The following is a 14,683-nucleotide window of genomic DNA, read 5'->3' as shown; positions in this document are numbered from 1 at the left end:
GCGCCCGGCGCGGCGGGGTGGGGTGAGGGCTAGCGGGTGAGTTGGGTGAGGAGGGTGTTGGCGGCGGCGTAGGGGTCGGTGGTGCCGGCGGCCACCTCGGCGGCCAGCGTCGGCAGTTGCGTACCGTCGCGCAGGGAGCCGATCCGGGCGCGGAGCACGCCCAGCGCGATGGCCTCGATCTCGGCGGCGGCCCGCGCCTCCCGGCGGCGGCGCAGCTCGTCGTGCTCGACCAGCCAGCCCCGGTGCTTGTCGATCGCCGCGGCGATGTCGTCGACGCCCTCGCCGCGGACGGCAACCGCACGGACCACCTGCGGACGCCATTCGCCCGGCCCACGCTCACCGAGAGCGATCATGCCCTGGATGTCACGGGCCGTGGCGTCGGCACCGTCCCGATCGGCCTTGTTGACCACGAAGACGTCGGCGATCTCCAGGATGCCGGCCTTCACCGCCTGGATCGCGTCACCCATCCCCGGCGCGAGCAGCACCAACGTGGTGTCGGCAAGCGAGGCCACCTCGACCTCGGCCTGCCCGACCCCGACGGTCTCCACCAGCACCACGTCGCAGCCGGCACCCTCCAGCACGCGTACCGCCTGAGGGGTCGCCGCCGACAGGCCGCCGAGATGCCCACGGCTGGACATCGAGCGGATGTAGACACCCGGGTCGGTGGCGTGATCCTGCATCCGTACCCGGTCACCGAGGATCGCCCCACCGGTGAACGGGCTGGACGGGTCGATGGCGAGCACCCCGACCCGATGACCTCGGGCCCGTAGGGCGCGTACCAGCTCGTTGGTGGTGGTCGACTTGCCCACCCCCGGCGAACCGGTCAGGCCCACGACCTGAGCCTGACCGGCGTACGGTGCGAGCGCCGCCGCGATCGCCGGCAGCGTCTCGTCGCCCGACTCGACAAGCGTGATCAACCGGGCCACCGCACGATGGTCACCCGCCCGAGCCCGATCGACAAGCATCGGTACGTCCCGACTACGGCGCACCGACGTGGCCGCAGCCGGAACACTGCCGTTCACGTCACTCACGAAGAGGTCTCGGCCGGGTTGGGGACGTGGATGATCAACGCGTCGCCCTGGCCGCCGCCACCGCAGAGCGCTGCCGCGCCGGTACCGCCGCCGCGCCGCTTGAGCTCCAGCGCGAGGGTGAGCACCAGGCGGGCGCCGGACATGCCGATCGGGTGGCCCAGCGCGATCGCGCCGCCGTTGACGTTGACCTTGTCCGGGCTGACCCCGAGGTCACGGATGGACTGGATGCCGACCTGCGCGAACGCCTCGTTGATCTCGATCAGGTCGAGATCGGAAACGGTCAGACCGCCCTTGCGCAGGGCATGCTGGATGGCGTTGGACGGCTGCGAGTGCAGCGAGTTGTCGGGGCCGGCGACGTTGCCGTGCGCCCCGATCTCCGCCAGCCAGGTCAGGCCCAGTTCCTTGGCCTTCGCCTTGCTCATCACGACCACCGCGGCGGCGCCGTCGGAGATCGGCGACGAGCTGCCCGCGGTGATGGTGCCGTCCTTGGCGAACGCCGGGCGCAGCTTCGCCAGGGACTCGGCGGTGGTGTCGGGGCGGATGCCCTCGTCCTCGCTGATCACCAGCGGGTCACCCTTGCGCTGCGGGATGACCACCGGAGTGATCTCGTCGGCGAAGTGACCGTTCTTCTGGGCGGCGGCGGCGCGCTGGTGGCTGGCCGCGGCGAACTCGTCCTGCTCCTGCCGGGTGATGCCGCGCGTGCTGCCGTGCCGCTCGGTGGACTCCCCCATGGCGCAGCAGTCCCAGGCGTCGGTCAGCCCGTCGAGCGCCATGTGGTCCTTGAGCGTCACGTCGCCGTACTTGTAACCGCCGCGCTGGCCGAGCAGCAGGTGCGGGGCGTTGGTCATCGACTCCATGCCGCCGGCCACCACGACGTCGAACTCGCCGGCCCGGATCAGCTGGTCGGCCAGGGCGATCGCGTCCAGGCCGGAGAGGCAGACCTTGTTGATGCTCAGCGCCGGTACGGACATCGGGATGCCCGCCTCCACGGCCGCCTGACGGGCCGGCATCTGCCCGGCACCTGCCTGGAGCACCTGACCCAGGATCACGTACTGCACCTGGTCGGGGGCGACCCCGGCCCGCTCCAGGGCTGCCGAGATGGCGATGCCGCCCAACTTCGTCGCCGGTAGGTCCTTGAGGTTGCCCAGCAGGCGCCCCATCGGGGTCCGCGCGCCGCTGACGATCACCGAAGCCATACCTGCCTCCGAGGGGGTGCCGGCCGTACGCCTTAACGATTGTTCGGTCAGACTAGCGTCATGCCTGAGAACTCCCCCGTCGAGTCCGCTGCCGACTATGTCACAGAGATCGGCCTGCGACGCATCGACCATGTCGGGATCGCCGTGGCCGACCTCGACGCCGCGATCGACTTCTACACCCGGACGTTCGGCATGCGGTGCGTACACACCGAGACGAACACAGAGCAGGGTGTACGGGAGGCGATGCTGGCGGTCGGGCCGACCACGGAGGGTGGCTGCCTGCAACTGCTCGCCCCGCTGACCCCGGAGTCGACGGTCGCGAAGTTCCTCGACCGCAACGGTCCGGGCGTGCAGCAGGTGGCGTACACCGTGACGGACGTCGACGCGGCCTGCGCGGCGCTACGCGACCGGGGCCTGCGGCTGCTGTACGACACCCCCCGGCGAGGCACCGCAGGCTCGCGGATCAATTTCGTCCACCCCAAGGACGCCGGCGGCGTCCTGGTCGAACTCGTCGAACCCGCCCCCCACCCCACCACCGCCTGACGTCCATCCCCCGCGGTCCGGCCCACCGACGCCGACCAACCCGCCGAGGTCCCCAGCGCCCGCCGATCCAGGCAAACCGTATTCATCGACGGACGTGACGTGATCGACAGGTGCTGCGGACGCTGGCCTGACGGAGGAGTCGTCGATGGCCTTTCGGTGAACGCGCAATGCTTTTCCCCGTCCCGGCCCGGCGACCATTCGCGCGGGGCGCAGCGCTCGGAAAGAAAAGCAGTGGGCGGATGACTTCGATGCCTTTTTCGCGTCACGCTGCGTACCGTCGGGCTCCTCCCCGAACTGGCAAGATCGCCCGTCGGCGCGGGGTTCCGGTGACGCTACGAGTTGACCATGTAAAGAGGACGGCAAAGGGCGGCCCGCTCTTGCGAAGCACCCCGGGGGGTCTGCCAGTATGTCCCAATGCCCCAGCAGCAGTCCTCCCCTCTCGCGTTCTTCGATAACGCGAACTCGCAGCCAGATTTCACGGTTGGCCTGCGCGGATACAACACCGGTCAGGTCGATGACTTCATCGGCCGGCTGAACGCCGCGCTGAGCCAGGCCAACAAGGACCGCGCCGACGCCGAGCAGGCGCTCAACGACGCCCAGCGCCGGCTCCGCCAGTCCGAGCAGCGGCTCACCGCCCTGGAGCAGAAGCTCACCGACACCAGCAAGCAGCTTGAGGAGAACAGCCGCCCCACGCTGTCCGGCCTCGGCACCCGGGTCGAGCAGATCCTCCGGCTCGCCGAGGAGCAGGCCAACGACCACCGCAACGAGGCCAAGCGCGAGTCGGAGGGCATCCTCTCCGCCGCCCGCCTGGAGGCGCGGGAGATCACCGACAAGGCGCGGGCCGAGGCGGCGGCGATGAAGGCCACCGCCGAGCGGGAGGCCGGCAACCTCCGTACCGCCGCCGAGCGGGAGGCCGCCGAGGTCCGGGTCCAGGCTCGCCGGGAGGCCGACACGCTGCGTGCCGACGCCGAGCGCGAGACCAAGCAGCTACGCACGGTGACCGCCCACGAGGTGGCCGAGCTGAAGTCGACGGTCGAGCGCGAGGTCGCCACCCTGCGCGCCACCGCTGAGCGCGAGATCACTCAGCAGCGGGCCAAGGCCGCCCGTGAGGCCGAGGAGAAGCGTGCCGAGGCGACCAAGCTGCTGACCGACGCCCGTGACAAGCGCGACAAGGACCTCCAGGCCCTGGAGCTCCAGCTCGCCGAGCGGCGGGAGAAGGCCGAGCGCGAGGAGTCGGAGCGGCACGCCGCCCAGGTCGCGCAGACCCAGAAGCTGGTCGGCGAGGCCGAGCAGCGGGCTCGCGCCGCGCAGGAGCGCGCCAAGGAGATCGAGCAGCGTGCCGAGGCCCGGCGGGTGGAGTCGGAGCGCAACGCGACCGAGACCATCGAGAAGGCCAAGGCGCTCGCCGACCGTACGCTCAACGAGGCCCGTGCCGAGTCCCAGCGCCTGCTCACCGAGGCCCGCACCGAGGCCGAGCTGACCACCCAGGCGGCGCGCCGCGAGGTCGAGGACCTCACCCGGCAGAAGGACGCGGTCACCTCGCAGCTCGGGCAGATGCTCTCCGGCCTGGCCGGCATCGTCCCGGGTGTGCCCAACAACGCCGCCCCGGCCGAGAAGCCGGCGGCCACGGCCAAGCCGGCGGACGACGCCGAGAAGAAGGTGGCCGCGGACACGTCCAGCTGACACGACACCGGGGCATGATCAACGACGCGGGGTGACACCGGGTGACCGGCGACACCCCGCGTCGCCCTGCCTTGAGAACACAGAGCACGGCCCACCTGCGTGGGTGAAGTAGCTCCCAACAGGGGCGTCCGTATCGCCCCAGGAGGGCCCGATGCGTGTGAGGATGGGTGCATGTCGCACGGCGAGGAACTGTTCGCTCTCGGCGGGGACGTGACCACGGAGCCCAGCTTCGAGTCCGCCCTGCGGGGGTACGACAAAAAACAGGTCGAGAAGTACGTCGCTCGTGCCGAGCACGAGATCGCGGCGCTGGAGGCCGAGCGGGAGCAGGCCTTCGCCCAGATCCACAAGTTGGCCGGTCAGGTCGAGGTGCTCCAGCGCGATCTGGCTGCGGTGCGCAAGCAGGCCGCAGTGGTCGACCGGGCCGCGTTCCGGCATCTCGGGCCACGCGTCGAGCAGATCCTGGCGCTGGCCGAGGAGCAGGCCGAGGACATCCTCGCCGTCGCGAACGAGGAGATCGAGGCCCGCCGGGCTGCCGCCGAGCACATCATCGACGAGGCGCGGGCCGAGGCCGCCGAGGCACTCAAGGACTTCGAGATCGCCCTGGCCGCCCGCCGGGCCGAGGAGGAACGGCAGGCTGCGGCTCGCCGGGCCGAGTCCGAGGCGGCCAGCAAGGCCGCCAAGGAGGAGGCCGCCCGGCTGCGCAAGAGCGCGCAGGAGGCGCTGGCCAAGGCCGAGCAGGAGGCCACGCAGCTACGGGACGCCGCCAAGGAGATCCACCAGCGGGCCCAGCAGGAGGCGACCAAGCTGCGCGAGGCGGCCCGCGAGGCGCACGCCACCGCCCAGCAGGAGGCGACCCAGCTGCGCGAGGCGGCCAAGGAGGTGCACGCCAAGGCCCAGCAGGAGGCCAAGCGCCTGGTCGACCAGGCCACCGAGGCCGGGCGGGCCACCCATGCCAAGGCCAGCCAGGAAGCCAAGCAGATCATCGACGACGCCGCCGAGGCCGGCCGGGCCGCCCGCAACAAGGCCCGCCAGGAGGCCGAGCGGCTGACCACCCAGGCCACCGAGGCGGCCAAGCGCACCCGCGCCGACACCGAGGCGTACGCCCAGCGCATGCGCAACGAGACCGAGGCGTACGTCCAGCACACGCGCGCCCAGGCGCAGCAGGAGCTGGGTGCCTGGCGGGCCGGGGTGGAGAAAGAGGTAAACGGCCGACGCGAGGCGGCGGACCGCGAGTTGGCGCAGCGCAAGGCGGCCGCCGAACGCGAGTTCACCAGCCGCCGCGAGGAGTTGGATCAGCAGCACCAGGCCCGCACGGTCGAGTTGGAGCAGCGGCTCAGCGCTCGTACCGCCAAGCTTGAGGAGCAGGTCCGCACCCGTACCGCCGAGCTGGAGTCCGGCTTCGAGACGCGCCGCGCGGAGCTGGAGTCGGAGTACACCGCACGCAAGAACGAGATCGAGCAGGGGGCGGACCAGATCCGCCGGGCCGCCGAGCAGGATGCCGCCGCCGTCCGCGCCCAGGCCGAGGAGCAGGCCGGTGAGCTGGTACGGCAGGCCGAGGCCGACACGGCCGAGCAGCGCCGCGCCGCCGAGGAGTACGCCACCGACACCCGGCGCGAGGCGGAGGAGTTCGCCACCAACGCCCGGCGCGAGGCCGACGAGTACGTCGCCTCCTCCCGCCGGCAGTTCGAGGAGTACGCGGCCACCACCCAGCAGCACCTGGCCACCACCCAGCAGCATCTCGCCGCGACGCAGCAGGAGGCGGCGGCGAGCCGGCAGCAGCTCGCCCAGGTGATGTTGGAGATCGCCAAGGCTCAGCAGCAGCTCGCCGACCTGCGTCAGGAGACCTGGAAGTCCCGGCAGGAGTCCGACGAGTTGCAGCGCAAGCTGCTGGAACTGCGGCTGGAGACGGCCACGACTCCGGACGGCCCGACGTCACCGGCCCCGGCCGGCTCGTCCTCGCCCGCTGCCGCACCGTCGGCCGCCACGGTCGCCCGTACGGTGGACGGCCCTTCGGTCAACGGCAGCTCTCCCGCCAACGGCACCCCGGTCGCGGTGCCCGCCGACGCGCCGGTCAACGGCCACCGCCCTGCCCTGGAGACGGCCGCCGTCGCCGCCGACGGCGGCGATCCAGCCGCCGATGGCGCAGGCCCGATGACAAAACCAGCCGCCGATGGCGCAGGCCCGATGACAAAACCGGCCGCCGACGGCGCAGGCCCGGTGACGAAGCCGGTCGCCGAGCCGGTGACCACTGTGGATGATTCGCCCACGGCGAAGCCGGCGGTCGAGCCAGCCACCGTCGACGGCGGCACGGCCAGCGCGGGCGTGGACGGCGAGCCCACGGTTGCCGCGGTGCCCGGCACGGGCGGTCGGGGCGCCACCCCGACGAAGATCACCAGCACCGGCGAGGGCGGCAAGCGCCCCAGCAAGCCGACCACCGACGAGCGCAGCGCCAAGCCCAGCAAGATCACCTCCGACTGACACCACGCCGGGCGGCGAGCCACCAGGTCAGGCAGGTCGTGCCGGGCGGTGGGTGCTGGCATGCCGGGCGGCGAGCCACCAGGTCAGGCCGGTCGTGCTGGGCGGCAGGTGCTGGCATGCCAGGCGACAGTCAGGCGGGTCGTGCCGGGCGGTGGCTGCTCGGACGTCGGGCGGCGGCGTGGGCCCCAGGCGAGGAAGCGGTCGAACAGCGCCGCGGGTTCCGGCCCGTCGTAGGGGTTGAGTCGGTAGAGGTCGCGCATCGCCTCGTACATCAGACCGGCGAGATAGATCGACAGGCCGACCGGATTCTGGTCGTACTCCGCTCGCAGCAGGAGCCGGGCCTGTGCGCAGGGCCAGGGCTGGCCGTCGGCGCGACAGCACCACATCGGTCGCAGCGGGGTGTGTGGGGTGTCGTGGCCGGTGGCGCGGGGTCGCTCGGGGCGGGGGCCACGGCCCGGGGTCGGCAGCCGGGTGCTGATCGCGGCCGCTTCCCGGTTGCCCGACGCCGCCGACACGAGGCCACCCACCATCGCCAGCCCCAGGAGCTTCGGGCGCTGATAGCAGCGAACACGCACGTCGACCTCCGTGACGGCAGGTTCGGGTACGTTTCTTGCTGCTCCAGCGACAACAAACGTACCCAGAGTGATTGGGGAGGGGACGCCCACCAGGGGGAATGGGTGGGCGGCCCTGGGCGCCCACCGGGGGTGTCGGGGCGACCCGGCCAGGGCGCGCCCGCGCCCTGCTGGCAGCGAGCGTGTCCGGCATGGCTGACAGTCTGCTGACCGGAGCACTACTGTCGGAAGTCATCGAGCGGGGTCGTGACGGGCCTGCGCAACCGCCGCACCACCGGCAACTGATGAGCGATTCTCGGTACGCGATTGTGGAGGCACTGTGGAGGAGACGAGTGCTCACCTGATCCGGTCCCAGTTACGCCGGCTGCGCACCACCGCTGGGCTGAGCCAGGAGGAGTTCGGCAAACTCGTGCACTACTCGCCGTCGATGGTCTCCGCGGTCGAGACCGGCAGCCGACCGTACGACCGGCAGTTGCTGGCCCGCGCCGACGAGGTGCTGCGTTCCGGTGGGCTGTTGGTGGCGCTGCTGCGGATCGCCGAGCGCGAGGGCCAGCCGTCCTGGTTCCTACCCTGGCTGGACGCCGAACGCCTGGCCAGTCAGCTGCGGATCTTCCAGCCCACGCTGATCCCGGCGTTGTTGCAGACCGAGGGGTACGCCCGCGCGGTGATCCGTTGCGACGACCTGCTCAGCGACGACGAGGCGCGGGGCGCGGAAGGAGGCTGGGTGGCGAGCCAGGAGGCCCAGCTGACCGCCCGACCCACCGACGGTGAGTCCGATGTGGCTACCCTGTTGGCGCGGTGGGAGACCGTGCGCAACGACGCGCTGTCCCGCCAACAGTCGATCGAACTCCTCACGGAAGTGGCGAAGTCATGGACCTGACCGGCGCGACCTGGCGCACCGCCACCCGCAGTGGGAACACCGACTGTGTCGAGGTGGCCGACAACCTGCCCGACACGGTGGCGGTCCGCGACAGCAAGGACCGGCAGGGGCCGGTGCTCGCCTTCACCCCGCAGACCTGGCAGACCTTCGTCAGTCACCTCAAGCGGCGGTAACCCCACCTCGACCACCGGGTCGCGGCCCGGCAACCGCCGGCCCGGACGAGCCAGCATCGACGACCGACGCATGCTCGTCGGAGCGTGAACGGGGAGACCGATGGCCCACGACGGCCCGCATCGCTCCGGCCCGGAACAGCCCGGCCCGGAACAGTCCAAGCCGAACCAGCAGGACGGCCCACAGGAGTCCAGGCCAGACCAGCAGGACGGCCCACAGCGGCAGGCCGCAGAACCCACGGCGGCAGCACGGCAGCCGCAGCCAACAGCATCCACGGGGACACCACCTGAGCAGCCAGCCGCTCCGGCACCGGGCAGCGCGGGCGGGGACGCCGGTCGGTTCGGTATTCCGGGGCGTCCGCTGCGGCGCAACAGCTTCCTCGTCGGCTTCACCGGTGCGCTCGGCGTGCTGTCCGCGTACGTCGTCTATCTGGGGTTGCGCAACGCGGCGGGGATCCTGGTCCTGGTGGTCATCGCGCTGTTCCTCGCGGTGGGCCTGCACCCGGCGGTGGTCCGGCTGTGCGCCGCGGGGTTGCCGCGCGGGCTGGCCGTGGCTGCGGTGACGCTGACGGTGCTGGCGCTGCTCGCCGCCGGTGTGCTGGCCCTGGTACCGCCGATCGTGATCCAGTCCGGGCAGTTCCTCGACCAGCTACCGAGTTATCTGGACACGTTGCGGCGCAACGAGGCCGTCAACGATCTCGTGGTGCGGTTCGACCTGATGCGCCGGGCCCAGGAGGCGGCCAACGCGGACGTGGTCGGCCGGGCGCTGGGCGGGGTGCTCGGCGGGGCCCAACTGGTCTTCGGCACGGTCTTCCGGGTGCTGACGGTGCTGGTGCTGACCATCTACTTCCTGGTCTACTTCGACCGGATGCGCGATCTCGGTTACGCGCTGGTGCCGCGTTCCCGCCGCGAGCGGGTGCAGCTCATCGGCGACGAGATCCTGACCAAGGTCGGCGCGTACATGGTCGGTGCGCTGTCCATCGCGGTACTGGCCGGCGTGACCACGTTCGTGTTCGCGCTGATCGTCGGCCTGCCGTACCCGTTCGCGCTGGCGGTCGTCGTCGCGGTGACCGACCTGATCCCGCAGATCGGCGCGACGCTCGGCGCGGTGATCGTCAGCCTGGTCGGCTTCGCCACCGATCCGTCCGTCGGGATCGCCTGCGTGGTCTTCTTCGTGGTGTACCAGCAGATCGAGAACTATCTCATCTACCCCAAGATCATGCGCAGGTCGGTGCACGTCAACGAGGTCGCCGCGCTGGTCGCGGCGCTGCTCGGGGTGTCCCTGCTGGGGGTGATCGGGGCGCTCATCGCCATCCCGACCGTGGCCGCCACCCAACTGATCCTGCGCGAGGTGGTACTCCCCCGCCAGGACGCCCGTTGACCCGGCCAGCCCTCGGCCGGGCGCTGCCCCGAGGCCAGCTGCCTCAGTCGGCCTGGCGTTGTGGTGGGCCCGCTACCGGGGTGTCGGCGAAGGCGGCCACCGTACGGTCGGCGTACGCGCTGGCGTCGCCGGTCTCCATCGGGCCGTCCCAGGTGGTCGGCAGCGGTACGGAGACGGCCGGGTTGACCCGCCGGACCACCTCGTCGAGCACGGTCTCGGCGTCACCGACCCAGAGGTGCTTCGCCCCTGGCACCCCGACCACCTCGGCCTGCGGGATCGCCGCGAACCGCTCACGGGCCTGCTCGGGGCGGAGGTAGTCGTCGAACTCCGGCACCAACGCGGTAAGCGGTTTGCCGGACTCGACCCACGGGGTCAGGTCGGCCCCCTCGGAGAAGCGCAGCGGCGGCGAGAGCAGGATCGCGCCGGTCACCGCCGGGTCGCAGCCGTACTTCAGGGCCAGGTCGGTGCCGAACGACCAGCCGAGCAGCCAGATGTCGGGCAGCTCGTGGAACTCGGCGTACTCGATGGCGGCGGCCACGTCGTAGCGCTCGCCGACGGCCGAGTCGAACGTCCCCTCGCTGGTGCCGCGCACGCTGCTGGTGCCGCGCGTGTTGAACCGCAGCACCGCCAGGTCGGCCAGGGCGGGAAGTCGCCAGGACGCCTTGCGGAAGACGTGGCTGTCCATCATCCCGCCGTGGGTGGGCAGCGGGTGCAGGCAGACCAGGGTGGCTGCCGGTGGCCGGTCGAGCGGTAGCGCCAGCTCACCGACCAGGCACAGCCCGTCCGCGGTGTGCAGCTCGATGTCTTCCCGTCGACCGGGCAGGATCGACGATGCGCGAATCGGTGCACTCACCCTGCCATCCTCCCGCGTCGCCGTCGGCCCCGCTGCCCGAGGTGACAAAGATCGCCCCGCCGGCCTCAGCCGTGCCGGGGTGCGCCGCGTCCGCGCTGGATGACGGGTGCCCGGCGGTCGCGGGCCCGCCAGCACCCGCTGTGCCAGTGCCGCCTGTCGGTGAGGTCGCCCCGACCGTCGGCGGGCCAGGCGACCAGATGCGCCACACCAGGCCGGATCTCCTGGTCACAACCGGGGCAACGGTACGTCTTGACCGACGAACCGCCGCTGATTCCGCGTACCTGCCAGTCCCCGTCACGCCACTGCTGCACCGAGGCGACGCCCTGTCGGGCCCGCTCGGTGTCCAGGCGCTCGGCGTCATCGCGTCGGGGGCGGTTGCGACGGGGGCTCACGTCATCCAGCGTACGACCGTGCTGGCGGCGGCCTTGCCCTGAGGTGACACCACTGGTGTTAACAAGGGGCCCCTGCTCTACCGGAGGCGTTAACAGGGTGCCCTTCCTTACCTCCGGAAGGGGCGGTTGGCGGTTACCAGCTGCTCCAGCAGGGGTGCCGGGGCGAGACCGGGCTCACGCAGTTCGCGGTACAGCGCCCGCTGGACGGCCAACGCCACGTCCAGCCCGACGGTGTCGAGCAGTTCGAACGGGCCGGTCGGGTAGCCGCAGCCCAGCTTCATGGCGTTGTCGATGTCGTCGGTGGTGGAGTAGCCGGCCTCCAGCATCCGTACCGCGTCGTTGAGGTACGGGAACAGCAGCGCGTTGACGATGAACCCGGCCCGGTCCGCGCAGACCACCCCGGTCCTGCCGAGGGCGGCGACGACCGCGCGGGCGGTGGCGGTGGCCTCCGCCGAGGTGCGGATGGTCTCGACGATCTCCACCAGCGGGGTGGCCGGGTTGGCGAAGTGCAGGCCCACCACGTCGGCCGGGCGTCCGCTGGCCATCGCCAGGTCGATCACCGGCAGCGCGGAGGTGGTGGTGGCCAGCACCGCGTCCGGCTTGCAGACCTCGCCCAGGCCGGCGAAGAGCGTCTTCTTCCCGTCAAAATCGTCGGCCGTCGCCTCGACCACCAGGTCGACGTCGGCCAACCGCGGCAACTCCGCAGCAGAATCGACCGGGACGACCTGGTACCCGGCGGCGGTGAAGGTCTCCACGAGGCCGGCGGCCAGCGGGCCCGAGCCGACCACCCCGACCGTGGTGACGGCTCGCGCGCCATCGGTCGATGCCGGGGCCGTCGGCGTCAACTCGTCCGGTACGAGCCTGCCGGAACCGGCCCGCTCGTAGGTGTAGAAGCCCCGGCCGGACTTGCGGCCGAGCAGCCCGGCGGTCACCATCTGCCGCAGCAGCGGCACCGGGGCGTGCCGACGGTCGCGCCCGCCGCGCCGGTACATGGTGTCGAGGATCTCGTACGCGGTGTCCAGGCCGATCAGGTCCAGCAGGGCCAGCGGGCCCATCGGCAGACCGCAGCCGAGCTTCATCGCCGCGTCGATGTCCTCGCGGGTGGCGTAGCGGGCCTCGAACATGCCGATCGCCTGGTTGAGGTATCCGAACAGCAGGGCGTTGGCGATGAACCCGGCTCGGTCGGTGATCGTCACGTCGACCTTGCCGAGGCGTACGCAGAGCGCCTCCACGTCCGCCACCACGTCGGCCGAGGTGACCACCGTACGCACGACCTCGACCAGCTTCATCACCGGCGCGGGGTTGAAGAAGTGCATGCCGATCACCTGGTCGGGCCGGGTGGTCGCCACCGCGATCTCGGTGACGCTCAACGACGAGGTGTTGGTGGCGAGGATGGCCTCCGGCTTGCACACCCGGTCCAGTTCGGCGAAGAGCCGCTGCTTGATGTCGAGTCGCTCGGGAACCGCCTCGATCACCAGGTCCACCGAGTGCAGCGCGTCCAGCCCGACGGCGAAGGTGACCCGGCCGAGCAGGGCGTCCCGGTCGGCCTCGGCGAGCTTGCCCCGCGCCACCGCCCGGTCGGTCGAGCCGGTCAGGTTGGCCCGTCCACGTTCCAGGGCGGCGTCGGAGATCTCCACGGCGACGACGTCGACGCCGTTGCGGGCGAACACCTCGACGATGCCGGCACCCATGGTGCCCAGCCCCACCACACCCACCCTGGTGAACTCGCGCGCCATGCCCCTGGCCTCCCCTGTCCGCTCCGCGCGGCCGGGTAGTTAACGGCCGCTAAGGCTATCGGCGCGAGTCTCCCACGCTACGGACGGTCAGCAGGCGCGGGGGCCGAGCCCGACCTGGTCGCGGCGGTAGAGCGCAGGCTAGGCGTGGGGGCAGAGGGCGAGCAGTTCCGCGACGAACTCCGCCGGTCGCTCAAGGTGCGGGCTGTGCCCGCAGCCGGGCAGCGTCACCTCCCGGTAGCTGCCGCCCGCTGCGGCGTACCGGTCGAGGACGGCGCGGGTCTGGCCCACCATCGGCTGCGGCGGACACTCCTGCGGCCCGGGCCAGCCGGGCAGCACACCCAGTGCGCCGAGCCGGGCCAGGTCGAACAGGGAGGCATCCGAGACGATCACGTCGGCGTCGCCCCGGATCCAGGTCACCGGCGGTTTGGGCGTGACCGCCACCAACTCGTCGGCGATCCGGAAGTGTGCGGGTGCCAGGGCGTTGAGGGTGCCCCGGCCTCCCGGCGCGAATCCGGGCCAGTGCGGCGACGGCACGGCGTCGCCGGGATAGTTGTTAGTGCCCGTGGCGGTGGAGAGCAGGCTGTCGAGCAGCAGTTCCTCGTCGTCGCCGAGCGAGGCCGGGTCGGCCACGTACGCCGAGCGCAGCACGCTGCGCGGGCTGGCGGGTGCCGACGCGTCGCGTTCACCGGCCGCCAACCGCGCCACGAAGTCGGCGTTGGCCGTGCCACCGCCGGTGCCCGCGAAATCCGGGGTGGTCGGCGTGCCGGCCAGGTCGCGGGTACCACCGAAGCCGTACGGCGACACCGGTGCGGCCAGCAGCAGCCCGCTCACCCGGTCGGGATGGTCCACCAGCAGGCGCATCGCCACTCCCCCGCCGAGCGAGTGGCCGACCACCACCGGTCGGGCCCCGTCGGCGAAGAGGCTCGGCTCGTTGAGCAGGGCGGCCACGTCGTCGGCGAAGTCCGCGAGGCCCCGCCCGGCGTCCACCGGCGCGGTCTGCGTGTCGCCGTACCCGCGCAGATCCGGCGCGACGACCCGCAACGTCTCCGGTAGCCGCCGGATCAGTGGCTCCCAGAAAGCCGCCGAGGAGCAGTTGCCGTGGATGAGCAGCACCGGCACACCCGTGGCGGGGCCGGCCACCCGGACGGCCTGGGAGATTCCGTTGGCTGTCACCCTGCGGTGCTCGGTCTTCATTCGCGCGATGCTGGCAAGCCGCGCCGCACCCGTCAATGTGCCCGACCCCCACCGGTGGGCAGCACCAGCGTGGCGCGCCGTTCCTGCCGGGGCACGCCGAAGCTCAGGCCCACCGGGTCGGTCCGTGCCAGTGCGGGGTCGAAGAAACGCAGCTCGGTACGGCCGACCAGGATCATGTCGCCGTCGGTGAGGCAGACCGGCCCGGTGGTGCGCAGCCCGTTGACCCAGGTGCCGTTGGTGGAGCCGAGATCCAGCAGGGAAACCCCGTCACCGGCCAGCCGGATCTCCGCGTGTCGACGACTCATGTGCGGATCGTGCACGACGATGTCCGCCGCCGTGTCCCGGCCGATCACCATCGGCTGTGCACGCAGCCGGAAACCGAGCCCGCGCATCGGGCCGGCGGCCACCGTCAGCATCGGCAGCAGTTGCGGATGTTGCTCCATGGACCGTCAGACCTCCACGCTCTGCGCCATCCCCGACCCAGCCTGCCATCACCTACCGGTCACCTCTACCGCCCATCCGGCCATCGAGCAGTAACCAGCAAGCCACCTTCCGTTCGCCACTTCCACGAATA

At 71.7% G+C, this 14,683-nt stretch carries 14 protein-coding genes; 6 read left to right on the top strand and 8 right to left on the bottom strand.

What is annotated here, in order from left to right:
• Window positions 1-29 precede the first annotated feature (29 nt).
• Window positions 30-965 (bottom strand): methylmalonyl Co-A mutase-associated GTPase MeaB, encoded by a 936-nt coding sequence (meaB, locus tag C1A38_RS25425; protein ID WP_373307010.1) that lies wholly within the window; start codon window positions 963-965, stop codon window positions 30-32.
• Window positions 966-1,027: 62 nt separating this feature from the next.
• Window positions 1,028-2,227, bottom strand: coding sequence for an acetyl-CoA C-acetyltransferase (locus C1A38_RS25420; protein ID WP_102660239.1), 1,200 nt, complete (start codon window positions 2,225-2,227; stop codon window positions 1,028-1,030).
• A gap of 60 nt (window positions 2,228-2,287) precedes the next feature.
• Between C1A38_RS25420 and mce the strand changes: the two genes are divergently transcribed.
• From mce to C1A38_RS25405, 3 genes are all read left to right on the top strand, one after another.
• Window positions 2,288-2,770 carry a methylmalonyl-CoA epimerase gene (mce, locus tag C1A38_RS25415; RefSeq protein ID WP_102660238.1) on the top strand — a complete coding sequence of 161 codons (483 nt, stop codon included), beginning with the start codon at window positions 2,288-2,290 and terminating at the stop codon, window positions 2,768-2,770.
• 414 nt (window positions 2,771-3,184) lie between these two features.
• Entirely contained in the window at window positions 3,185-4,453 is a 1,269-nt protein-coding gene (locus tag C1A38_RS25410; protein ID WP_102660237.1) for a DivIVA domain-containing protein, read from the top strand.
• Between the two features lie 171 nt (window positions 4,454-4,624).
• A complete protein-coding gene (locus C1A38_RS25405) occupies window positions 4,625-6,931 on the top strand; it encodes a coiled-coil domain-containing protein (RefSeq protein ID WP_102660236.1) in 2,307 nt (768 codons plus the stop codon).
• 83 nt (window positions 6,932-7,014) lie between these two features.
• On the opposite strand, the gene C1A38_RS25400 is transcribed toward C1A38_RS25405, so the two are convergent.
• Window positions 7,015-7,461 carry a hypothetical protein gene (locus C1A38_RS25400; RefSeq protein ID WP_233197011.1) on the bottom strand — a complete coding sequence of 149 codons (447 nt, stop codon included), beginning with the start codon at window positions 7,459-7,461 and terminating at the stop codon, window positions 7,015-7,017.
• Window positions 7,462-7,822: 361 nt separating this feature from the next.
• On the opposite strand from C1A38_RS25400, the gene C1A38_RS25395 reads away from it, so the two are divergent.
• The 3 genes from C1A38_RS25395 to C1A38_RS25385 all read left to right on the top strand — a co-directional run bounded on the left by C1A38_RS25395 (window position 7,823) and on the right by C1A38_RS25385 (window position 9,934).
• Window positions 7,823-8,383, top strand: a complete 561-nt coding sequence (locus C1A38_RS25395) for a Scr1 family TA system antitoxin-like transcriptional regulator (RefSeq protein ID WP_102660235.1) — start codon at window positions 7,823-7,825, stop codon at window positions 8,381-8,383.
• Window positions 8,374-8,556, top strand: coding sequence for a DUF397 domain-containing protein (locus tag C1A38_RS25390; RefSeq protein WP_102660234.1), 183 nt, complete (start codon window positions 8,374-8,376; stop codon window positions 8,554-8,556). The genes C1A38_RS25395 and C1A38_RS25390 overlap by 10 nt, the downstream gene beginning before the upstream one ends.
• Window positions 8,557-8,656: 100 nt before the next feature.
• Entirely contained in the window at window positions 8,657-9,934 is a 1,278-nt protein-coding gene (locus C1A38_RS25385; protein ID WP_102660233.1) for an AI-2E family transporter, read from the top strand.
• Window positions 9,935-9,977: 43 nt separating this feature from the next.
• Here C1A38_RS25385 and C1A38_RS25380 read toward each other — a convergent pair whose 3' ends face one another.
• The 5 genes from C1A38_RS25380 to C1A38_RS25360 all read right to left on the bottom strand — a co-directional run bounded on the left by C1A38_RS25380 (window position 9,978) and on the right by C1A38_RS25360 (window position 14,552).
• Window positions 9,978-10,787 (bottom strand): alpha/beta hydrolase, encoded by an 810-nt coding sequence (locus C1A38_RS25380; protein ID WP_102660232.1) that lies wholly within the window; start codon window positions 10,785-10,787, stop codon window positions 9,978-9,980.
• Between the two features lie 65 nt (window positions 10,788-10,852).
• Window positions 10,853-11,179, bottom strand: a complete 327-nt coding sequence (locus C1A38_RS25375; protein ID WP_102660231.1) for an Rv1322 family protein — start codon at window positions 11,177-11,179, stop codon at window positions 10,853-10,855.
• Window positions 11,180-11,286: 107 nt separating this feature from the next.
• Complete coding sequence (locus C1A38_RS25370) at window positions 11,287-12,915, bottom strand: 3-hydroxyacyl-CoA dehydrogenase family protein (protein ID WP_102660230.1); 1,629 nt, start codon at window positions 12,913-12,915, stop codon at window positions 11,287-11,289.
• 138 nt (window positions 12,916-13,053) lie between these two features.
• A complete protein-coding gene (locus C1A38_RS25365) occupies window positions 13,054-14,109 on the bottom strand; it encodes an alpha/beta fold hydrolase (protein ID WP_102660229.1) in 1,056 nt (351 codons plus the stop codon).
• 32 nt (window positions 14,110-14,141) lie between these two features.
• Window positions 14,142-14,552 (bottom strand): FHA domain-containing protein, encoded by a 411-nt coding sequence (locus tag C1A38_RS25360; protein WP_102660228.1) that lies wholly within the window; start codon window positions 14,550-14,552, stop codon window positions 14,142-14,144.
• Window positions 14,553-14,683: the final 131 nt, after the last annotated feature.

It is taken from the genome of Verrucosispora sp. ts21, assembly GCF_002879555.1.
Classification (GTDB): domain Bacteria; phylum Actinomycetota; class Actinomycetes; order Mycobacteriales; family Micromonosporaceae; genus Micromonospora; species Micromonospora gifhornensis.
Note: the sequence above shows the minus strand (reverse complement) of the source record. Positions and strands in the feature narration are given on the sequence as shown.